Genomic DNA, 21,586 nt, shown 5'->3' with positions numbered 1-21,586 from the left:
ACCAATGCAATCCCACATTTGCATTGAAAAAAAGAGTATCAAAAATATGAGTATTAGGCAACCGCTTTCATACCTATACAATGGTAAAAAAGGATGGCGGGGCCAATCATGATGCGGTGTTCAATATGTCAAAAAATTTAGATAAAAAATAATACTTCTATTGATAATCTACTATCGGGAGAAAATATATAGGTATTTAGATTCAACAAAAAGTAAAAAGCGCCCGTTGGATGGACGCTTCTTTCACACTATTTTTTCAAAATAACGTATTCGTAAGGATTCAGTTGTAACTGTTGAGATGTATGCTGTCCAGTCAGCATATTTTCATAGCTTTCCGATGAATCTAGTGAAATGTTCTGTTGCTGTTCTGTAAAATTCATCATAAACACAAAGTCCTGCGATCCATCTGTTCGTTTCTGGACGCTGACTCCCTCTGGAATTGAAGAGGAGAGGATCGGTTTTATCCCTATTCCTGTGATGAGATCTTCGTAAAAATCATCATAAAACGCTTGCTCATTTTCAGAAGCCATATAGTATGCTTTCCCTTTGCCAAATGGACGGACAGTAAGGGCGGGCTGTCCTTCATAGCAGCCATTCTCAAAATGCCCTAACACAGAGGCTGATTCTGGGTGAATGGATTCGCAATATTGCCCGACATGGTAGGTGCGTCCATTTCCTGTGGTCATTAAAACGTGTTCATCTGGCATCAATGTGTTGATTTCCTCTGCCCAAACACCAAGTACATGGCGGAGAGGGCCAGGGAAACCACCTAGGAAACAGAGGTCGTTTTCATCAACCATGCCGCTCCAGTACGTTGCTACAAAAATGCCGCCCTCTTTGACAAAGGCTTCAATCTTTTCTGCCACACCTGGTTTGATCATGTAGAGCATTGGTCCCACAAGCACTCGATAGGATGAGAAGTCCTTTTCCATCCCGACAATATCAACAGGGATACCCTTTTTCCAGAAACTGCGATAGTGAGTTTGGCAAGCCTCTACATAGCGTTTGTTGGTATTATTTAAGCCTTGCGCATCATCAATTGCCCAATGGTTTTCCCAATCATATATGATGGCGACCTCTGGTTGAACGGATGTACCCGCAATCGGCTGAAGCTGCTCCAGCTGTTTTCCTAAATCAGCGACTTCTTGAAACACACGCGTATGTTCATGTCCTGAATGATCCACAACAGCGCCGTGGAATTTTTCAGAGGCGCCTCGACCTTGTCTCCACTGGAAATAAAGGACGGAGTCGGACCCGTGGGCAATCGCCTGCATGGCAGAGAGCTGTGCCATTCCTTTATGCTTCACCTTATTCACTTCATGCCAGTTCACGAGGCTTGGTGTGCTTTCCATCACAAGAAACGGCTGACCACCCTTTAATGAACGATACAAATCGTGAACGAAGGCGACGTTTGACGCTAATTCTGCAGTGGATTCTCTGCTGCTATGCCATGCTGGATAGCTATCCCATGAGATCACGTCGACTTCTTTTGCAAATTGATGATAATCCAGTCCAAGGAATGGACGCATATGCGGATAGTCGCCCATAAAATTGGTGGTTACTGGCACATGAGGTGTTAATTCTCGTAGTGGTTCGATTTCATTTTGATAAAAATTGATCGTTTGCGCTGTGACAAAACGCTTCCAGTCTAGGTTCATGCCATGAATCATGTGCTCGCCATGAGGGGCTGGTGACTCGATTTGTGACCAATCGGTAAAGGTGTGGCTCCAAAATCCCGTCCACCATGCTTGATTCAAAGCTTCAAGGTCATGGTTGTATTTGTCTTTCAAATAGTCTCTAAATGCTTCTTGGCAAAGATCACAATGACATTCACCGCCGTATTCATTTGAAATGTGCCACATGATCAGCGCTGGATGGTCCTTGTAGCGTTCAGCAAGCAAACGATTGAGTGTATTCGTTTTTTCTCGATAAACCGGCGAGGTGAAGCAATGATTATGGCGAAGTCCGTGTAAGTTGCGCTGGCGGTTTGCTTCAACGCGTAAGACTTCTGGATATGTTTGCGAGAGCCAAGCAGGTCTTGCTCCGCTTGGCGTGGCGAGAATGGCGTGAGCTCCCTGCGCTGCCAAGCGATCCATGATATCATCCAGCCAGGCAAAATCATATTCCCCTTCTTTTGGCTCGAGCTTGCTCCAAGCGAAAATGTTGATAGAGAATGTTTGACAGTGTGCAAGCTTCATTAATCGAAAATCTTCGTCAATGATCTCCGGCATATGAAGCCATTGATCAGGATTATAGTCGCCACCATGCAAAAAGCCTTTCACATTTGGGTGAACGAGTGGGTAACGCTTTCCCATTTTGTCACGTCCTATCTGTTTAATTACGGTGTCATTTGTTTAAATACATCAAGAGAAGGCAGGGCTTTTCCGTTGAAATCAAACATGGCCTGATTTTCCCAAGCATTCCCGACTGTGCCGGTTGTTTGAATATAAGCGAGCCCGTATTGACTAGACCATGGCGCACCTTTTGCTGGAATCCAAAGCGGCTCCCAATAAAAGAACCCTTTCCCGCGATTGTTTTTTACTTGTGAAATTTTTTCTGATAGATCTCGTATAAAAGATGCCTGCCCTTGTGGTGATGCTGGATAACCGGCCGTATTGACTGAATCTTGGTTAAATGAGTTATCGAGGTTGTCACCATTTGCTGTCGTAAAGCCGTAGGCGGTTTCTACCACGATGACATCTTTGTTATAGCGGGCGCTAATATCATTCATGTTGTTAGTAAGACCGCTAAATCCCCCGTCCCAATACGGGTAGTAAGATAAACCGATCGTATCGAACGAAACGCCTCGTTTGGTGATTTCATCAAACCACCAGCGAGATGCACCATTGTCCCCTCCGTGTGCAAGATGAAGCATGACTTTGATGTTTGAATCGACAGAGCGGACAGCATTTGTCCCCGCTTTTAGCAAAGCAGCGAGTCGGTCAAATTCACCGCCGCCTTCACCCCAGCTCTTTCCGTTCGGCCAAAGCATACCTGAATTTAATTCATTCCCGACCTGTACCATATTTGGTAGGGCATTTTGTGCTTTCATCGCTTTAAGTACATCGCTTGTGTAAGTGCCAACAGCTTTTTCTAAATCGCTTTGGGAGAGATTGATCCAAGCTTTCGGTTTGAACTGTTTACCGGGATCGGTCCAGAAATCACTGTAGTGAAAATCAAGCAGCACTTTCATGTTTTGTGCTTTTGCACGTTTCGAGAGAGCAATGGCGGTATTTAAATCGTTTGTCCCCCCGTTATAGGCACGGCCTTGGTTGTCGTATGGATGGTTCCAGAGTCTGATGCGCACATAGTTGACACCTTTCTCTTTTAATAGCTTGAGCGGATCAACCTGCTGCCAGTTTTGGTTGTAGTATTTGCCGCCGCTTCGCTCCACTTCTGCGAGCATGGAGATATCGGCTCCTTTGATGAAATCACCTTGCAATCCATTGATCGGTTTCACCGAAATCGTATCAGCCTTTGCTTCAGGCAGAATACCTAACCCCATCAGAAAGAAAACGACAATAGTGACAAGCAACCATTTCTTCATCAAATCTCCCCTTATCCTTTTGTCCCGCCTTGTGTGAGGCCGGATACAAATTGTTTTTGTAAAACAAGAAACAATAAAGCAACTGGAATCGCAATGAGTAAAGCCCCTGCTGCAAAGGTCGTGTAGCTGGCACCCATTTTGTCTGATACAAGATTGTATAGACCGATTGGGAGCGTATACATTTCGGGTGAGCGGACAATGACACTGGAGATAATGAAATCACCGAGCGGTCCTGTAAATGAGTTGATGGCAACAACGGCTAAAATCGGCTTGGAAAGTGGCATAATAATTTGGATGAAAATCCGGAAATGCCCTGCGCCATCCATTCTGGCTGATTCATCGAGATCCTTTGGAATCGCATCAAGATAGCCTTTCATTAAATACGTATTCATCGGAATTTGTCCGCCTGCATAAATCAAAATCAATGCAAGATGGCTGTTAATGAGTCCAAGCATTTGAGCCAATACAAATATGGCAATCAGCGCTGAAAATTGAGGAATCATTTGCAGCAGCAAAAAGAGCATCAGTCCATTCTTGCGTCCTTTGAATCGGAATCTAGAAAAGGCATAACCTGTAAAGCTGACAAGGATCAACGTTAAGAGCATACTCGCAATACTGATTTTCATTGAGTTCCAATACCATTTTGCATAAAGTGCTCCCTGACCGAAGAAGAGTTCTGTAAAGTGGCTGAACGTTGGATTCTTCGGAAACATGCTTGTGCTCATCAGGCTGTTCCCAGGATTAAAGGAAGCGCCGATCGTCCAAAGGAGTGGATATAGAATACAAACGGAGGCAATGAAAAGGATGAAATAAGTGATACTCAGGCGAATGAGCTTATTTTGTTTTGATCCCATATCACATCATGTCCTCCTCTTTGAATGAATTCGTTCTCTTAAACTGCCAAAGTGCAATGGCAATGACGAAGATTGACAGTAAGATCGTAACAGCGGCAGCGAGTGCATATTGAGAAGACTGCATCGTCAGTTTGTAAATCCAAGACACCAAGATGTCTGTGCCCCCCGCTGTAGATCCAGCAACAGGTGGCCCCCCGCCATTAAATAAATAGATGATATTAAAGTTGTTAAAGTTAAACGTATATTGCGTGATTAATATAGGTGCAATTGAATAGAGGACAAGCGGTAATGTAATGGAACGGAATTTCTGAAAGAAATTTGCCCCATCAATGGTTGCAGCCTCGTATAAATCTTCAGGAATGGCCTGCAAAACGCCAGTTGTCATAATGAACACAAAAGGAAAACCAAGCCAAGTCTGCATCGCAATAAGAGCGATTTTGCTCCAAAATGGATCTGTCAGCCATGGTTTTGGATCAATTCCAATCGATGCAAAAAGGGTATTGTTGATCGCACCAAACGTGTCGTTAAACAATCCAGCAAACACCAAAATGGTCACAAATCCTGGAACAGCCCACGGCAGAATCAAAATCGTTCTGAAAAACCGTTTTCCTTTTAAATCTTTTTGATTGAGCAGAACCGCTAGGAAAATGCCGACAGCACATTGAAGGGTCGATGCAGCCAACGTCCATACGACCGTCCAGCCTAGTACATCAATGAATGTGTCTCTCCAAATATCGATTGAAAAGATATTTTGAAAGTTTTTGATTCCTACCCAATCAATGAGATTGGCAGGAGGCGAGTGGTATAAATCATAGTTTGTAAAGGCCAGCGCAAAGCTGAACATAATAGGAAAGACAACAGAGAATAGAAGTAAAAAGAAAGCAGGAGTGCTCATTAAGTAAGGAAAGCCTTGATCGATGAGCTGATGGTATTGAGCACGGATGGAATGAAGCGGAACCCCTTGATCACGTTTCTTTCCGTTCATAAATGCATCTCGTATCATGAGTACATAAAAACCGATGCCAAATCCAGCTGTTAAAAGTGCAATAATTCCTTTTGCTAAAAGGAAAACAGAGTTGTCACGAGGTAGCATCGTACCAAGTGTGAACAGCCCCCAGAAGCCAATATTGAATAAATCATAAAACACAAGTAGAAAAGAAACGCCAAACAGGAAAAAGAGTGTCCCTTTGCCATACTGTTTGTTGTATATTTGCCCCATCCCGGGTATAAGAGAGAACATTAGCGCCCGTCTCCGGTGTGTCTTTGATTCCACTATGTGTGTGCGGTCTAGTTCAAGGTTACCCGTCACGTTTAACACCTACTTCATATGAAATTAGATCAAGTGCAGGCAGCATGACAGATGAACAGCTACCTGCGCTTGATGTTTATTTGGAGTGATTCGCTTTAATTTGCGAGTCGATTTGTTTAACCGCATCATCAAATGCCTTTTTCACATCGGTACGGCCAGTCGCAATCAGCCCTAATGCGCTGTCAATCGGCTTCCACACCTCTGCCATCTCTGGATTGTTCGGTGTCAGCGTGGCATATTTCGTTTGCTTTGAAACAGCATCCGCATTAGCGTTTTCAGTAATGACTGGGTCTTTCATCAGCTTTTTCACTGGTGGAATTTCCTCTGTTACTTCAAAGCGCTTTTTCGAATTTTTTTCGTTCGTGATAAACTCAACAAATTTCTCGGCAAGTTCTTTATTTTTAGAATAAGAGGAGACGTTGTAGCTCTTTACACCTAAGAACGAGCTCATATGTTTTCCGTTAGGGAGTGTTGGTAGCTCGGACACGCCATAGTCGATACCCGCTTCTTTATAAGGACCAAATGACCATGGACCAGAAATCACAGCCGCTGCCTTTTTCTCAGTGAATAAGGAATTGAGGACATTGATTCCTTGCTCACCAATGATGCCTTTCGGGAAAAGTCCTTCGCTAAAGAATGTCTGAATGTATTTTCCGCCTTCGATGGCACCATCGTTATTAAGACCAATATCATTGACGTCATAAGAACCATCGTTTTTCTGTTTGAAAATATAGCCACCTGAACCGCCTAATACACTTTCTGCGTAGTAAATTTCATCCCACTTCGCAACAAAACCGTATTTCCCGTCCTTTGTCAGCTTTTTCGAAAGGTCATACCAGCCATCGAGTGTCGTTGGTGCCTTTTTGACAAGGTCTTTGTTATAGAAAAGCACAGTGGTTTCAACGGATTTTGGCAGGCCATACAGCTTACCATCTATCGTTTGTGATTGAATCGATTCGTCTGTGAAGGAATTGATCACTTTTTCATCTGGTTTGATTTCTTGTAACAATCCCTCTGTGACAGCTGATCCAATTTGGTCGTGAGGCATGGTGATGACATCTGGACCAGTGCCGGCTGCGCCATCGAGACGAAGCGCTTCAATTTGGTCGGCATATGCTTTTTCGACTACTTTGACTTTCACGTCGTTTTGTTTTTCAAATTCTTTGACGGCGTCTTGAATCCCATCAGACTTTTTGACATCCTCCCACACTAGCAAGGTCTTTGTACCTGTAGATGCCGGCTGTGTACCGCTTGAATTGTCATCTCCTGGTCCGCATGCTGACAGCAGCAGCACAGCAGTACCAACGACTGCCGATAATGTCGCCCATTTTCCCTTTTTCATTCGTAATCCCCTCTCGTTCTTTTTTCACAGATGATAAGAAAACGCTTTCTTAATGTGAGAATATCAACTTGAGTAAAAAAAGTAAACACATTTTATTAAATTTATTAAGTAAAATTTTTTACTGTAATAAAGAGAAAAGAAGCCCACCATATACGGCAGGCCTTCCAGCTGTTTATATCGTGCTTTTCCGAAAGACAGGTTCTGAGGCAATCAGCACGGTTTTTGGTAATGTTCTGCCATCAACAAGTCTTTCTAAAAGTAAATCGACAGCTGTTTCGCAAAGTAAAGAGGTATGGATGTGATAAGTTGTGAGCGGTGGTGACACATATTGAGAGACGTGAATATCGTTGATACTAAAGACACTCACTCGATTTGGTAAAGAAAAACCGCGTTCATTTAATGCTTGTAAACAGCCTATCGCAAGAGGATCACTTGCGACACAAAAAGCGGTTGGCAGGTGATCGCCGAGCTCGTCGATCGCCTTCATCATCAATGAATAGCCTTCATCTACAGAGAAGTGGTGACCGATATAGACCAATTGTTCATCCAGTTTGTTGTGTGCTGTCATGTACTGGCGGAAGGTCGTTTCACGAATATCTGGAATCCGCCTATTTGTATTGAGATCAAGATCTGTCCCGCCAATAAATCCGATGGATGTGTGCTGTTTTTCGATAAAAGAATCGATAATCTTTTCTACAATTCGTTTCAGGTTTGGTTTCACAGAATCAAAGCGGTCTTCATCTGGTGATGTATCAATAAAGACGATATGTTTTGTGATCGCATATAATTGATCAAGCTCAGTTTTTTTAAATCGACCGATGGCGATGATGCCTTCTGTAGAAGGATCAATCGATTGAAGACCATCAGATGGTTTGTAAGCGGTAACATTTAAGCTTCTGGTATTGGTGAGTTCCTCAATGCCTAGACGAATGGATTTAAAATAAATATCTTCAAGCTCTTCTTTTTCGGTCATCCAATAGAGAAAGGCAATTTTTTTTAGTGAATGTTTGAATGTCTTTTTTTGATAGGACAAAGCTTCTGCTGCCGCGTATACTCTCTCACGTGTTTGATCCGTAACCGATAGGTTGGGATCTTGGTTCAGTACGCGAGACACGGTGGCGATGGATAATCCGGCTTTTTCCGCAATGTCCTTTATTTTAGCTGCCAAGTCAGCACCTCCTATAGAAAATATCTCCTTTCAGTATAGAGTCTTTAAAAAAATTAGTAAATATTTTTATTAAATTGATTGGTTTAGGCTATTCTTTACGAGTTGGAAAGGAATTAGTAAGATATATGTATTGAAGATGTAGGATTAAGATTTCTGATAGGAGAGGGACAGATGTATTATGATGCACTGAAGACATTTGTGACAGTGGTAGAAGAGAAGAACTTTACAAAAGCAGCCCAGAAGCTACGCATTTCTCAACCGAGTGTCAGTCTTCACATTAAGAACTTGGAGCAGGAATTTCAGACGGTTCTGCTCAATCGTTCGCCAAAGCAATTAACGGTGACGCCAACTGGGGATATGCTGTACCATCGATCAAAACAAATCATTCGTTTATATGAACAGGCGAAGCAGGATATTTATGAGCATCATCATCTGGCACGAGGGAAGCTCACGATTGGAGCGAGTTTTACCATTGGGGAGTATGTGCTGCCGCAAATTTTGGCACAATTTCATCAGCTCTATCCGCATGTTGATATTGAAGTAGTCATTGATAATACAGAGGCGATTGCTAGACATGTTCGGTTGTTCCATGTCGACATCGGACTGATCGAAGGACAAACCAATGACAAAGAACTCTCTGTAGAAACGTTCCTAGAGGATGAACTGTATATCGTTGCTCCATTAGACCATCCGTTTGCAAAGAAAAAGGATGTCACCATTGATCAATTACAAAATGAAACATGGATCACAAGAGAAGAAGGATCTGGGACAGGAGAATACTTACAGCACGTCCTGAAATCAAATGGACTGAAAGCGCGGACCTTTGTGACATTTAGCAGCAATCAAGCGATTAAAGAAGCTGTCATTCATGGAATGGGGCTGTCTGTTTTATCTAAATATGTGCTCCAGCGGGGCAGCATTGGCGGGGAATTGGCTGTCATTTCTGTGAGGGGAATGGACTTTAAACGGACATTTTCCTATGTCGAATCCCCGATGACAGGTGGGAATAAAAATAAGGAATTGCTTGTTGAGTTGTTGAGAAAAGAGAAAAAAGACGCTTCTCCGCAGTAGGAGAAACGTCTTTTTTTATAATCCTTTGATGTTGATTTCATCGACTGGGAGGAAAATCTCACCTGTATCTGTGTACTTCATGGTGACTTGATCGCCTTCTTTTAAATAAATAATAAGAGGCTCTTTTTCAGATGACATGGTGTAGTTTTTCCCATCGTCTAGTAAGAAGGTGACGGTTGTATAATCACCGGTCTTTTCCTTATACACCCTCTTCACTTTGCCTGTTGACTCTTTCTTTTCTTGCTTTGATGAACTATTGACGGTACCGCCGCCTTTTTGAAGAGCTGTTTTATAGGCTCTTAGTGCTTCGTTTGGTGTAGAAGCGTATGCGGCGATTTCAGGATTGGCTGCCGAAACAATAAAGTAGTTTTGCAGGAACCCGTTTGAATCGAGAACAGGTGTAAGCCAGCTAGCTTCCCCGTAGAAATTATAAAGAATCGGCATGCGGCCCTTCCATTTCTTCTCGATAAATCGTTTCTCAATAATTTGCAAAGCTCCCTGTGAATCCATGTAGGATTCTTCAAGATTACCCGTATAATACGTGGCTTTTCCTGTTCGGGCATTTGTTAGTGCATACCCGAGCATGGAATCAACGCCCTCTTTTGGACTGGTGAAATCTGTGAAGTAATACATATCCCCTTTTGAATCAAACACCGGACTTACATTGGCTTCCGTTCCCTCGTCTGAAGGTAGCTTCACATCTGATTTTCCAAAGAGGCTGTTCCAGAAACCATGTACATAGTTGCCGAAGCAACTATTTTGCAGACTGACGGCCTCTGGTGACACAGCGCCATCAATAAAGGCTGGTACTTTGTCTAAGGAATATTTCTTCGTTTCACCCGTTTTGGCATCCACAACAACTACACCGGAAGCTTTAAACCCGTTTCGTGCAGAGATGAAATCTCCAAATGTTTGGATGTAATAAGGCTTGCCATCATCATTGATCTCGAGCTGCGTGTCTCCATAGAAAATCAAATCTGGGTACTGAAGACGGATATGCCGCTCAATTTCCTTATTGAAATAGGAAGAAGGCGTATAGACCATCTCGGTTTTCACAAACTTTGGATTGGCAGATGAGTCGGTCGCACTTAGTGTAAAGTAACCCGGTGTGCTACCAGAACGAATCCATTTAAAGAAATCGGAGAACTCGACGGGTGCGATATACACATACTCACCATTGACCTTCTGAATTTGCAAGCTGCCAAGCTCGTAGTAACTCGTGTTTGGCACCTGTCCGAACGATTTCTTCATCTTATTGCGAGCAAATTGCGGTGGTACACTCGCAGGTGTCTCTGTCTCATCGAACGCTTTGATTTCGACTTTTTGCTCCATTTTAGACACGTCGAATTTCTCATTTGCATTGAATAGAAAAGCGGTTGCCATATAAACACCGAGCAGCAATAAAATGAGAAATAATACGCCTTTGATCTTCCGCTCCAATCCCACTGATAAAAAGGCACCTGCTGCTGTCACAACAAGTCCAATGAGCCACAGTGATGATGGGTTGCGGTCTAAATTGGTGATGTAGTAGAAGCCGAAAATCCCGATGATAAACAGCAGTGCCAGTCCCGCAATCCACATAAGCGGCACCTGTTGTTCAGTCCCTTTCTTTCTAACGATTAACCTGAGTGGTGTGAGCAAAAGGGTCAGGACAAAACCGATCACAACCGAAAATAACAACATATATCCCACAAACAGAACTCCTTTCAAATCAATCACTCTTTTAGTATATACGAGTGAGACGGGGAAAAGATTCACCGGATGGCAGGTTCATTTAAATGCCGATCGAATCAATGGCTGATTGAACATCTTCTTTCAGCTCAAAAAATGTGAGTCTTTTTTCAATTTTTTCGATTAAGGCGTCAATGGCTTCACCTGACATATGGGTTTGGATGTTCCTTTGATGTTTGTACACGTTAATCAGAAGGTCATCAATCAGATCTACTATTTTTTTGGCTTCTTGGCGATCCTCTGCAAATTCATTTTGAAGTTGATGCCGGATGGCTCTGATCAGCGCTGTTTTCTGTTCTTCTTTGATCTTTGCCTTCAAAGCAGCCAGCTCTGCTGGTGTCATGTCTTCCGTGTTAAAGTTTGCTTGAGAGAAGATGGAGCTTGATGTATGCGTATCTGTCACTCTCTGCAAAAAACGATCTGCGTCTGTTGGTTGTTTCTTTGAAAATTCCATTTGTCGTACTCCTTAAGAAATACCCATATTCTTGGCAAGGGTTGTATCTGCATCGTGGTATTGTTTTCCTAGCTGGCTCATATCATCTGATATTGAGTCCATCCACCTTTTCATATCCATCGCATGATCAATCGCTGCATCATACTTTTTGACCGAATAGAATTCATTTTCAAGACCCTCTGTTTTTAAGTGGCGAATCACAGCATCCACATCTGAAGCCGTCAGCTGGTCATACGAACCAAAACCGACAATTTGTTTGTATCTTGAACGGACGCGTTCCACCGATTGATCCACTTTGTCATCGAGTTTCTCAATTTTACGAATGATTTGCTGCATATGGTGCTCGGCATATGTGGAGAATTTACGACCTGTGTTCATGAGAACATGCGACTTGATTAAAATCGCTACCACACTTTGCGGATGGACATTTGATTGGCTCAATTGATGTAACATGGCTGCAGTGAGAGAAGGGTTTTTTCTCAACATATCATCAATGGTTTGAACGGAGCCATCTGACGAAAAGGAATACCGGTCTAAGCCATGGCTGCCGGCGAGGGCTTCAAGAAATAAATTCGCATCAAGTGAAGGGTTCACACTCATTGCCCGATTGAGGAGATTTTTCATAAATTGGACGGCTTTTGAGGAGTCCTCAGTGTAATCGACGCCTTCAGGTAAAGCGGCATCATACATCACTTTCACACGACCGATTTCTGTCGTATGACGATTTAAGAGAGAAAGCCCGTCATTGAGATTGATATATTCTGTTAATCTACTACGGTAATCACCTTTTAATGCTTTGGCTTGCAGACCATCCGATAGATTTGGGTAAATATTCGGATTCTCAAAGGTGACCCCGCCTTGAATAAAATCATTTTTGACAAGAACATAAGAAGCATTTGACCCGCCAAGTGAATGCCCTGTCACATACATCTTCGCATTCGGCATTTTCTTATGGATCTCTTTTGCATACCGGTCCGCTTGCACCATTTGATTCTCTGCGCCGTGTTCAAAAGGGATATTTTTAATCAAATACTTCGTATCTGAAATCAACCAATCTTGTACAATCTCATTTGTATAGGTCGTTGTCCCTGTCGTCACTTTCGTCGTGACTTCCTTTGACGTCTCTGACTGGCTAAAAGGAGGCAGCTTTGTCAAAATGGTAGAAAGAAGATCATCTGACTCTTTTTTTCCATGTTTTTTAATGGTATCTTTATATTGGCCTGCCCCAATCGGTTCTGAGCCACGGTAGGCGATGACGGCGTTTTTGATTTTGGTGAGGTCTTTTCCGCCATCGGAGCGCTCGAAATCTTCTTCTGATACAAGGGTTAGTGAGTTAAGCCCTTTTTTTGTTTCTTGGTGGTCAACAACATACATTATTTTACCATTTTTCAAGTGTATATCTTTAGAATTTTCATAGTTGAAGATATCATAAGAGGCTGATGATATTTCATTATATTCTTTATCGCTAAGTTGATTAATTGCATATTTTTTGGCCAACATTTACACTCCTGTAATAATTATCATGTATATTATAAGATATTGTATGGTAAATATCTATAAAAAAAGGTATAAAAACCTATCGGTTGAATATTTAAAAGGTGGGATATTTTTTGTGAAAAAGACATTTAAGGTTGTACTGATTGTTTTGATTACTATCGTTTTTATTCTAGTATTATCACTTGTTTTTCAAAAAGATAAAGAAAAAAAATTGAATGAATCAGAAGGTGAAACAATCGTGAAAGAGAAGAACGATTTAGAACAAGCAAAAGAATTCGCAGAAGAAATGAAACCGAAAGTAGAAGAACGTTTACATAAAATAGATATTCACAACTTTATTAAAACCATTACGTTCGATAAGGGAGTAAATGTTAATCCAATGGGTTATATAATAATTAGAGGGTATATTAATGGTAACCCAGAAAAGTATGACTTCTCTGCATCATTAGAATACCGATCTAAGGAAGTAGGTACCATGACTTTTTCTCCTGAATTATCTTATCGATTTAAAGACTGGGATAAATTCAAAGATGAACCTGAACTAAAGGAAAACTATCTTAAAAGACTCTCCGAAAAAGAACGTGAACAGTATCTTAAAGATATTGGAGAAAAATAATAAAACAGGTAATCACCTACCTGTTTTTTATTTTTCATTATTAAGAAGGTGGCAACGGTAGACATGAAAAACACAATAAAGCTTTTATCTGTATTGTTTGTAGTCATCCTTGTCGCAGTGACTTCGTTAATCGTTCAGGTTAAGCATATTCAATCTAATAATGCGGTCAAGGAAAAGAGTGATCAAGCAAAAGCAGAAGAACTTGCAGAGAAGATGAAACCCAAGGTTGAAGAGCACTTGCACAAAAGAGATATTCATAAATTTATTAAAACCATAACGTTTGAAAAAGATGTGACCATCAATCCTATGGGGGATATTATAATCGATGGCTATATAAATAATGAACCGGAGAAGTACGGATTTTCAGCTTCTTTACAATATAGAGCTAAAAAAATCGGTTCAATGAGTTATGATCCTGAGTTGTCATATCGTTTTAAAGATTGGGATAAATTTAAAGATGAACCAGAATTAAAGGAAAACTATCTTAAACGACTCTCTGAAAAAGAACGAGAGCAATATCTCAAGGACATTGGAGAAAAAGAGTAGAACAGGTACTAGCCTACCTGTTTTTATTTTGTCAAATTCAATAGTCAGCTGATTAAAGTTCATTAAGGAGTTTTGCTTTTTATGAAAAATATCATGAAATTTTCTATCATAATTGTGGTCGCCGTCATCACCGTAACTGTGTTTGTTGTAGAGTACATTCATCAGAGTTTTTCAGATGAAGTAGTGCAAGAGAAAAGCGATCAAGAAAAGGCCGAAGAATTCGCAGAAAAGATGAAACCAAAAATTGAAGAATATTTACATGAAAAAGATATTCACAATTTTATTAAAACCATCACATTTAAAAAAAATGTATCTATAAGCCCTATGGGTTATGTCACAGTTGATGGATATATAAATAATGATGCAGAAAAATATCATTTTTCTGCATCATTAATATACAAATCTAATGAAATAGGTTCGATGAGTCATTCTCCTGATTTATCATATCGCTTTAAAGACTGGGATAAATATAAAGATGAGCCTGAAATAAAGGAAAACTATCTTAAAAGACTCTCTGAAAAAGAACGTGAACAGTACCTCAAGGATATTGGGGATAAATAACAAAAAGTTAATTTTTCATTATTAAGAAGGTGGCAACGGTAGACATGAAAAACACAATAAAACTTGTATCTGTTTTGGTCGTTATCATCATTGTCTCAGTGACTTCGTTAGTCACTCAGCACAATAAGCAAAGTAAATCAAATGATGTGGTAAAAGAAAAGAGCGATCAAGAAAAAGCAGAAGAGCTCGCAGAAAAAATGAAGCCTAAAATAGAAGAATGTTTACGCAAAGAAGACATCCATCACTTTATTAAGACCATAACGTTTAAGAAGAGGGTAACTATTGATCCAATGGGCTACATCGTAATTAGAGGATATATAAATGATGAGCCAGAAAAGTACGAGTTCTCCGCTTCATTAAAGTATAGAACAAAAGAAATCGGTTCAATGAGTTATTCATATGAGTTATCAATTCGTTTTAGGGACTGGGAAAAATATAAAGATGAACCGGAATTAAAAGAGAATTTTTTAAAAAATCTCTCCAAAAAAGAACGCGAACAATATTTGAAAGATATTGGAGAAAAAGTGAAATAACAAGTCGACAAAGCCGATTGATTCCCTAAATCAATTTCAAAATATGCTATCATTCCCCTAACAACACTTACAAACAAGGGAGAGCTTTCAAACATGGCAAATAAAAAGAAATTGATCTTGGATGTAGACACTGGAATTGATGATGCGATTGGTATTTTGCTTGCAGTGAAAAGTAAGCGGTTTGATATGTTGGGGATCACAACGGTGTGCGGGAATGTGTCTGTTGAAGCGGCGACGTTGAATACGTGTAAAGTGCTTGAGTTGGTTGAGGCAGAGGAAATCCCTGTCATCAAAGGTGCAGTAACGCCTCTTTTGAGAGCCCCTCATTATGAACATCGGGTGCATGGGGAGGATGGAATTGGCGGCGCTTTAAAAGATGTCGAGCCTAAGAAGACCGCAGATGAAGGTTTTGCGCCTGATTTTATCATTGACCAAGTGCTGAAGTATTCGAAGCAGGTTACGCTAGTGTTGACAGGACCGTTAACGAATTTAGCCCTTGCGGTAAAAAAATGCCCTGAGCTGATTCATCACGTGAATGAAGTCATTTTTATGGGGGGTGTCGTGCAGGGACAGGGGAATGTCACACCGGTTGCGGAATTTAATACATATGCAGATCCAGAAGCGGCGAAATTGGTGCTGGAGGCTGGTTTCCCTTCATTGACTCAAGTAGGGCTGGATGTCACGAGACAGGTCTTGTTAACGGATGAGAGAATTAATGCCATTCAAAATGAAACGTTAGCCAGTTATATCAGAGAGAGCACAAGCATTTACCGCCAGCGCTCTTTTGAGCGGAATGGGGTGTGGGCATGTGCCATGCATGATCCGCTTGCTGTAAGTCTTGCAATTGATAAACAACTTGTGAATACACAGGCTTTTCATGTAGAAGTGGAGACGAAGAGTGAGTTCTGCGATGGTCAAATGATATGTGATTTTCAGCATCAATGGGGAAAAGATCGCAATCTTCAAGTGTGTATGGATGTAGATGCTGAAGGGTTTTTTGATTTAATGATCAAAGTCTTGAATTCTTAAAAAAGAAGTCTGTGCAAACAGGCTTCTTTTTTATAAGATGGGAACATGAGGAAATGTATGCGCTCACATGAATGAGGAAGGAGTGAAGTCAATTGGCTTCTGTCAGTTTAAGTAGTATGGATAAGATAAGGGCAGCAAGCAGAGGATTGCCGCCAAAACTGAAAGCAATTGCTGAGCACATTACGAGTGAGCCCCGCGACATCATCCATTTGTCGATTGTCGAGCTTGCCAAAAAGACAGCGAGCTCAGAGGCAACGATTTTTCGTCTTTGTAAAAGGCTTGGATTTGAGGGGTATCAAGATTTGAAGATTGCTATTGCCCAGGAAATAGACCAAACGAAGCCTGATTATGTAGATGAAGAGATGAGTCTTGACGATGATACTGCTGTTTTTATGCAAAAGGTATTTCAGGCGAACATCACTGCATTAAAGGATAGTTTTCAAGTGTTGAATCCAGAAGATGTAGAAAGAGCCGTACAATTAATCCATGAAGCAGAGCGCTTAGAGTTTTATGGCAGCGGTGGGTCTGGCCTCATCGCCACAGATGCTTTTCACAAATTTATGAGAACAGGCATCAACTGTATTGTTCATACAGATTCTCACTTTCAAGCGATGTCGGCAGGTCTGCTTGATCAAAAGAGCACAGTGCTTGGTATATCTCATTCTGGTCGAAATAAGGATTTACTGGATGCGATGAAAACAGCTAAGGAAAAAGGAGCGAAAACCATTGGCATTACAAGCTATCAGCGTTCTCCATTGAGTCAGCTTGCAGATGTCACGCTGTATACATCAACGCAAGAAACGGCTTTCCGAACAGAAGCGATGTCTGCTAGGCTTGCCCAGCTTACTGTGATTGATGTGCTATATTTTGCGCTTGCACATTTAAGGCAGCAGGAAACATTAACAAACTTAAAGCAAATGAGAGAAACCATTTCTCAAAAAAGAGTGTAATGGTTTCAAAAATAAATTTTTCTATTAGTGAAAAATGCTGTTGTGGTAACGATTCTGAGGTTTTTAGTGAAAATTATTTTCTTTTTGATCGTTGAATGTCGAAAAAAATATTCCTATAATGGGATTTATCAGGTACACCGGCACCACGACACTTTATTTCAAATCAATGATTGGGCGTGATACAGATGAAGGGAAACCAGGCGGTAATTGGTTTGGATATTGGAACAACAAGTACAAAGGCGGTTCTATTTGGATCACAGGGGAAAGTCATATCAAAGCATTCTGTTCCTTATGACCTCATTCACCCCCAGCCAGCATGGGTTGAGCAGAACCCTGAACATATTTTAGATGCTGTGATTGCGAGTGTAAGAGGCGCATTGACGAAAGCAGCATTTGATGCAAAAAACCTCATAGGTGTGGGAATTAGTACGGCGATGCATTCCTTAATCGTCATGGATGAGAATGGAAAAGCATTAACAAACAGTATCATTTGGGCTGATAACAGAAGTGCAGAACAAGCGAAACGAATCATAACGGACTTAGATGGCTTTCAAATTTATAAAAGAACCGGAACACCGATCCATCCAATGTCACCGCTTTCAAAAATACGATGGATCAAGGAAATGACACCTGACGTCTTCAATCAGGCAGCAAAATTCATTTCCATCAAAGAGTATGTCCTTTATCATTTCTTCGGTCAGTATGTGGTCGATTATTCAATCGCATCAGCAACAGGACTGTTCCGATTGGAAACGCTTCAATGGGACGAGGAGGCACTACGTATTGCAGGAATTCAGGTGAATCAGCTGTCTGAACTTGTTCCAACGACGCATCAGCTGCGTGGTCTTCAGCCAGAAATTGCGCTGCGAATGGGCATTGAAGAAGATACACCATTTGTTGTGGGTGCAAATGACGGTGTCCTAGCGAATCTTGGTGTTGGTGCGATTGGCAAAGGTGAGGTAGCAGTCACGATTGGGACAAGTGGTGCAGTACGTACAGTCGTAGATCAGCCAATTACAGATGAGCAATCAAGAACATTTTGCTATGCATTGACGGACAAGCATTGGGTCGTCGGAGGACCGACCAATAACGGCGGGATTATGCTGAGATGGCTGAAGGATGAATTTGGGTCGTCAGAGGTGGAGGTAGCGAAGCGTCTAGGTGTAGACCCTTACGACCTGATGATTGATATTGCAGAAAAGGTTCCAGCTGGCTCAGAAGGACTGCTGTTTCTACCATTTTTAACAGGTGAGCGAGCACCTTATTGGAATCCAAACGCAAGAGGCACGTTCTTCGGGATCGGTCTTCAGCATAAGCGCGAGCACTTTATTAGAGCCGTGTTAGAAGGCGTCATTATGAGTGTTTTCTCGATCGGTGTGGCACTAAGAGATTTAACAGGTCCAGCGAAGGATGTCAGGGCTTCTGGTGGATTTGCGAGATCCCCTCTATGGCGGCAGATTTTGGCGGATACAATGGGCAGAGAAGTGCTTGTTCCAGAGAGCTACGAGGCTTCCGCACTTGGGGCGGCTGTCCTTGCACTTCATAGTTTAGGTCATATGGAAGAGATAGAAGAGGTGCAGGAATGGATTCGTATTTCTGCCCGCCATGAACCAAATATGAAGAACAACGAAACATACATAGAGCTGTTTTATTTATATGAGCGTCTCTATGACAAACTGAAGGATGAATTTGATGTCATTAGTGCGTTGCAATTAAAACAAAATCGTTAAACATCGGGGAAAAGGTGGGAGAACATGCTTTTATTCATTGTGATTGCGGCGATTGTCCTTTTACTCATTCTCATTACAGTCGCTAAGTTGAATCCGTTTGTGAGTTTGATCATTACCTCTATGCTAGTAGGCTTTGCTACAGGAATGGATTTACAGGAAATCATTCAATCGATTAAAACGGGATTAGGGAACACGTTATCGTTACTGGCGATTGTGCTAGCGCTTGGGACCATGCTTGGGAAAATGATGGCTGAGTCAGGGGGCGCTGAGCGGATAGCTCAAACACTCATCAGTCGTTTTGGGACGAAGAATGTGCATTGGGCGATGATGTTTGTAGCCTTTATCGTGGGGATACCTGTCTTTTTCCAGGTCGGATTCGTTCTTCTCATTCCCTTACTCTTTACCATTGCAATTGAAACGGGCATTTCGCTCGTGACGATTGGGATTTCATTAATCGCAGGATTGTCTGTTGTGCATGGGCTAGTTCCGCCTCACCCAGCTGCCATGGCAGCAGTAGGCATCTATCATGCCAACGTGGGAAAAACGATTTTCTTTTCAATCATCGTCGGTTTGCCAACAGCTATTATTGCTGGACCGCTGTACGGTAAGTGGATTGGAAAGCGGATACATAAACCAGTTCCAGAGCTGCTCAGAAAGCAATTCACGGAACGACATGCTGATCGGAAGCTTCCTGGTTTTGCGAATACGATGTTTACCATTTTGGTGCCGGTCATTCTTATGTTGCTTGCCACGTTGGCGGATATTATTTTGCCAGAGGATAGTATGTGGTATCAGATGTTCAAGTACATTGGAGATCCCATAACAGCTTTATTGATTGCAACAGTGTATTCTTTCTTTAGTCTTGGTTTTATACAAGGGATGAGCCGTGACCGAGTGCTGTCATTCAGTAACGATTGTTTGGGACCGATCGCTTCCATTCTGCTTGTGATTGGTGCGGGCGGAGCGTTCAATAATGTACTGATCGATTCAGGCGTTGGGGATTATATTGCTGATTTAGCCAAACACTCCCCAATTTCACCGATTTTACTTAGCTGGCTGATTGCTGCGGTTATTCGTGTGGCAACAGGATCTGCTACAGTATCCATGATGACAGCGGCCGGAATTGTAGCCCCAATCGCTGCATCCATGCCGGATGTGAGCAGAGAGCTGCTTGTTTTAGCAACAGGAGCGGGTTCACTGATTTTGTCTCATGTCAATGACTCTGGTTTTTGGCTGATCAAAGAGTATTTTGGTATGACCATTAAAGAGACGTTCTTGACTTGGACGGCTATGGAGACCATCATTTCCGTTAGCGCCATTGCATTTATTATGATTATTAATATGTTTATATAACGGGACAACAGCTCAATTCTTCGGAATTGAGCTGTTTTAGCTTGTTGTTATGCCGCTTTTGACAATTTAGGATAAAATAATGATATTGAGCTATGGGAGGCGGACATGATCGAACCATTAAAACATGTATATAATGAACCATTTATTCAACATTTAGCAGAAAAACTGGCGCAAGCGTCAACTGTATTTGATGCTGATCACTTTCAGCAGCTCGTGTTTCAAGAGGATTGGGAGCAGCTGGAGTTAAAAGGACGAATGAGAAGAGTGACTGAATCGATGCACGCCTGTCTGCCTGAAGATTATGAGAAGGCAATCGATGTACTGCGTCAGACAGCACCGCATTTTACAGGGCTCAGTGCGCTCGTATTTCCAGACTATGTCGAGACATATGGTGTTGACCATTGGGATATCTCGATCAAAGCACTTGAATTCTTTACACCGTTTTCCACTGCTGAATTTGCCGTTCGACCTTTTCTCATTCAAGATCAAGAGAAAATGCTGGCGCAGATGCTTGTGTGGTCACAGGATCAAAATGAACATATTCGCCGTCTCGCTAGTGAAGGGTGCAGGCCTCGTTTGCCGTGGGGATTATCCGTCCCTGTGCTGAAAAAGGACCCTTCTGTCACGCTGCCCATTCTAGAAAATTTGAAGTCAGATTCGGCCAAGTATGTGCAAAAAAGTGTAGCGAATCATTTAAATGATATTTCTGCAATTCAGCCAGACCTCATGAAGCAAATGGTCAAAAGCTGGTATGGAACCAATGAACATACAAACTGGATTGTCAAACATGCATCCCGTACGTTATTGAAAAAAGGTGATCCAGATATCATGGCTTTATTTGGCTATGGAGATGATCCGTCTATCCAAGTAACGGATTTGAAGGTGACGCAAGACCCCGTTCGTATTGGAGAGAAGCTGACGTTTCATTTTATTCTTCAGGCAGATAAGTCATTAAAGCTGCGCGTAGAGTATGCCATTGATTACGTGAAAGCTCGTGGTACACGCAATCAAAAGGTATTTAAAATCACAGAATTTGATACAGGATCGGCCCTGCATAGAGAATTTGTCCGATCACAGTCGTTTCAAAATATGACAACGAGAAAGCACTATGAGGGCATTCATACATTAACCATCATCATCAACGGCATCCCAAAAGCGTCTGTCGATTTCGAAGTCACAGCAGCTGCTCATGAAAAAACCCGCCACTGAGGCGGGTTTCAGCGTGTAGACAAACCCTCGCATTCTTTGTCAGTCCTGCGTGCTGGTGCTCACGAATATCAAATTCGCTCTGCGCC

Annotated in this window: 19 protein-coding genes; 10 read left to right on the top strand and 9 right to left on the bottom strand. The window is 41.9% G+C overall.

Translation table 11 applies throughout. From position 1 onward, the window contains the following. Positions 1-248: 248 nt before the first annotated feature. The 6 genes from AC0VYC_RS18525 to AC0VYC_RS18500 all read right to left on the bottom strand — a co-directional run bounded on the left by AC0VYC_RS18525 (position 249) and on the right by AC0VYC_RS18500 (position 8,220). Positions 249-2,315 carry a beta-galactosidase gene (locus AC0VYC_RS18525; RefSeq protein ID WP_327862290.1) on the bottom strand — a complete coding sequence of 689 codons (2,067 nt, stop codon included), beginning with the start codon at positions 2,313-2,315 and terminating at the stop codon, positions 249-251. Positions 2,316-2,338: 23 nt separating this feature from the next. Further along, the gene (locus AC0VYC_RS18520) at positions 2,339-3,547 is read right to left on the bottom strand and encodes a glycoside hydrolase family 53 protein (RefSeq protein WP_427243449.1); all 1,209 of its coding nucleotides are present in this window, start codon (positions 3,545-3,547) and stop codon (positions 2,339-2,341) included. 11 nt (positions 3,548-3,558) lie between these two features. Continuing rightward, positions 3,559-4,401 (bottom strand): sugar ABC transporter permease, encoded by an 843-nt coding sequence (locus AC0VYC_RS18515; protein ID WP_475389033.1) that lies wholly within the window; start codon positions 4,399-4,401, stop codon positions 3,559-3,561. Position 4,402: 1 nt separating this feature from the next. Next, complete coding sequence (locus tag AC0VYC_RS18510) at positions 4,403-5,641, bottom strand: carbohydrate ABC transporter permease (RefSeq protein WP_024720443.1); 1,239 nt, start codon at positions 5,639-5,641, stop codon at positions 4,403-4,405. Between the two features lie 145 nt (positions 5,642-5,786). Then, a complete protein-coding gene (locus AC0VYC_RS18505; RefSeq protein WP_056703990.1) occupies positions 5,787-7,052 on the bottom strand; it encodes an extracellular solute-binding protein in 1,266 nt (421 codons plus the stop codon). 172 nt (positions 7,053-7,224) lie between these two features. After that, on the bottom strand, positions 7,225-8,220 hold the full coding sequence (locus AC0VYC_RS18500; protein ID WP_110487214.1) for a LacI family DNA-binding transcriptional regulator: 996 nt from the start codon (positions 8,218-8,220) through the stop codon (positions 7,225-7,227). A gap of 171 nt (positions 8,221-8,391) precedes the next feature. Here AC0VYC_RS18500 and AC0VYC_RS18495 point away from each other — a divergent pair, with 171 nt between their 5' ends. Then, entirely contained in the window at positions 8,392-9,291 is a 900-nt protein-coding gene (locus AC0VYC_RS18495) for a LysR family transcriptional regulator (RefSeq protein WP_025208260.1), read from the top strand. A 15-nt stretch (positions 9,292-9,306) separates the two neighbouring features. Here the strand turns inward: AC0VYC_RS18495 and AC0VYC_RS18490 are convergent, their stop codons facing one another. The 3 genes from AC0VYC_RS18490 to AC0VYC_RS18480 form a co-directional block, all read right to left on the bottom strand. Then, entirely contained in the window at positions 9,307-10,983 is a 1,677-nt protein-coding gene (locus AC0VYC_RS18490; RefSeq protein ID WP_475389030.1) for a hypothetical protein, read from the bottom strand. An 82-nt stretch (positions 10,984-11,065) separates the two neighbouring features. Beyond that, complete coding sequence (locus AC0VYC_RS18485; RefSeq protein ID WP_024720438.1) at positions 11,066-11,476, bottom strand: hypothetical protein; 411 nt, start codon at positions 11,474-11,476, stop codon at positions 11,066-11,068. 12 nt (positions 11,477-11,488) lie between these two features. Beyond that, entirely contained in the window at positions 11,489-12,976 is a 1,488-nt protein-coding gene (locus AC0VYC_RS18480) for a lipase family protein (protein ID WP_226650541.1), read from the bottom strand. 112 nt (positions 12,977-13,088) lie between these two features. Here AC0VYC_RS18480 and AC0VYC_RS18475 point away from each other — a divergent pair, with 112 nt between their 5' ends. From AC0VYC_RS18475 to AC0VYC_RS18435, 9 genes are all read left to right on the top strand, one after another. Next, on the top strand, positions 13,089-13,589 hold the full coding sequence (locus tag AC0VYC_RS18475) for a DUF1433 domain-containing protein (protein ID WP_041092634.1): 501 nt from the start codon (positions 13,089-13,091) through the stop codon (positions 13,587-13,589). A gap of 63 nt (positions 13,590-13,652) precedes the next feature. Further along, positions 13,653-14,135 carry a DUF1433 domain-containing protein gene (locus AC0VYC_RS18470; protein ID WP_025208257.1) on the top strand — a complete coding sequence of 161 codons (483 nt, stop codon included), beginning with the start codon at positions 13,653-13,655 and terminating at the stop codon, positions 14,133-14,135. Positions 14,136-14,216: 81 nt separating this feature from the next. Beyond that, positions 14,217-14,696: a DUF1433 domain-containing protein gene (locus AC0VYC_RS18465; RefSeq protein ID WP_427243453.1), complete on the top strand. Its 480-nt coding sequence runs from the start codon at positions 14,217-14,219 to the stop codon at positions 14,694-14,696. 44 nt (positions 14,697-14,740) lie between these two features. Further along, positions 14,741-15,229: a DUF1433 domain-containing protein gene (locus AC0VYC_RS18460; protein ID WP_138279184.1), complete on the top strand. Its 489-nt coding sequence runs from the start codon at positions 14,741-14,743 to the stop codon at positions 15,227-15,229. 93 nt (positions 15,230-15,322) lie between these two features. Continuing rightward, on the top strand, positions 15,323-16,258 hold the full coding sequence (locus tag AC0VYC_RS18455; RefSeq protein WP_427243455.1) for a nucleoside hydrolase: 936 nt from the start codon (positions 15,323-15,325) through the stop codon (positions 16,256-16,258). A 116-nt stretch (positions 16,259-16,374) separates the two neighbouring features. After that, a complete protein-coding gene (locus AC0VYC_RS18450) occupies positions 16,375-17,208 on the top strand; it encodes a MurR/RpiR family transcriptional regulator (protein WP_202394314.1) in 834 nt (277 codons plus the stop codon). A 185-nt stretch (positions 17,209-17,393) separates the two neighbouring features. After that, the gene (gntK, locus tag AC0VYC_RS18445) at positions 17,394-18,938 is read left to right on the top strand and encodes a gluconokinase (RefSeq protein ID WP_427243457.1); all 1,545 of its coding nucleotides are present in this window, start codon (positions 17,394-17,396) and stop codon (positions 18,936-18,938) included. Positions 18,939-18,962: 24 nt separating this feature from the next. After that, positions 18,963-20,291 carry a GntP family permease gene (locus tag AC0VYC_RS18440; RefSeq protein WP_008347326.1) on the top strand — a complete coding sequence of 443 codons (1,329 nt, stop codon included), beginning with the start codon at positions 18,963-18,965 and terminating at the stop codon, positions 20,289-20,291. Positions 20,292-20,399: 108 nt separating this feature from the next. Continuing rightward, positions 20,400-21,500: a DNA alkylation repair protein gene (locus AC0VYC_RS18435; protein ID WP_058337124.1), complete on the top strand. Its 1,101-nt coding sequence runs from the start codon at positions 20,400-20,402 to the stop codon at positions 21,498-21,500. Positions 21,501-21,586: the final 86 nt, after the last annotated feature.

It is taken from the genome of Bacillus sp. iso_77, from assembly GCF_056173625.1.
This window is presented reverse-complemented; position numbering and strand designations above follow the sequence as displayed.

Bases quoted from the DNA above. Each gene is read 5' to 3' on its own strand.
- AC0VYC_RS18525 (WP_327862290.1), bottom strand. From the start codon at position 2,315: ATGGGAAAGCGTTACCCACTCGTTCACCCAAATGTGAAAGGCTTTTTG.
- AC0VYC_RS18520 (WP_427243449.1), bottom strand. From the start codon at position 3,547: ATGAAGAAATGGTTGCTTGTCACTATTGTCGTTTTCTTTCTGATGGGG.
- AC0VYC_RS18515 (WP_475389033.1), bottom strand. From the start codon at position 4,401: ATGGGATCAAAACAAAATAAGCTCATTCGCCTGAGTATCACTTATTTC.
- AC0VYC_RS18510 (WP_024720443.1), bottom strand. From the start codon at position 5,641: ATGTTCTCTCTTATACCCGGGATGGGGCAAATATACAACAAACAGTAT.
- AC0VYC_RS18505 (WP_056703990.1), bottom strand. From the start codon at position 7,052: ATGAAAAAGGGAAAATGGGCGACATTATCGGCAGTCGTTGGTACTGCT.
- AC0VYC_RS18495 (WP_025208260.1), top strand. From the start codon at position 8,392: ATGTATTATGATGCACTGAAGACATTTGTGACAGTGGTAGAAGAGAAG.
- AC0VYC_RS18485 (WP_024720438.1), bottom strand. From the start codon at position 11,476: ATGGAATTTTCAAAGAAACAACCAACAGACGCAGATCGTTTTTTGCAG.
- AC0VYC_RS18480 (WP_226650541.1), bottom strand. From the start codon at position 12,976: ATGTTGGCCAAAAAATATGCAATTAATCAACTTAGCGATAAAGAATAT.
- AC0VYC_RS18470 (WP_025208257.1), top strand. From the start codon at position 13,653: ATGAAAAACACAATAAAGCTTTTATCTGTATTGTTTGTAGTCATCCTT.
- AC0VYC_RS18465 (WP_427243453.1), top strand. From the start codon at position 14,217: ATGAAAAATATCATGAAATTTTCTATCATAATTGTGGTCGCCGTCATC.
- AC0VYC_RS18460 (WP_138279184.1), top strand. From the start codon at position 14,741: ATGAAAAACACAATAAAACTTGTATCTGTTTTGGTCGTTATCATCATT.
- AC0VYC_RS18455 (WP_427243455.1), top strand. From the start codon at position 15,323: ATGGCAAATAAAAAGAAATTGATCTTGGATGTAGACACTGGAATTGAT.
- AC0VYC_RS18450 (WP_202394314.1), top strand. From the start codon at position 16,375: ATGGATAAGATAAGGGCAGCAAGCAGAGGATTGCCGCCAAAACTGAAA.
- gntK (WP_427243457.1), top strand. From the start codon at position 17,394: ATGAAGGGAAACCAGGCGGTAATTGGTTTGGATATTGGAACAACAAGT.
- AC0VYC_RS18440 (WP_008347326.1), top strand. From the start codon at position 18,963: ATGCTTTTATTCATTGTGATTGCGGCGATTGTCCTTTTACTCATTCTC.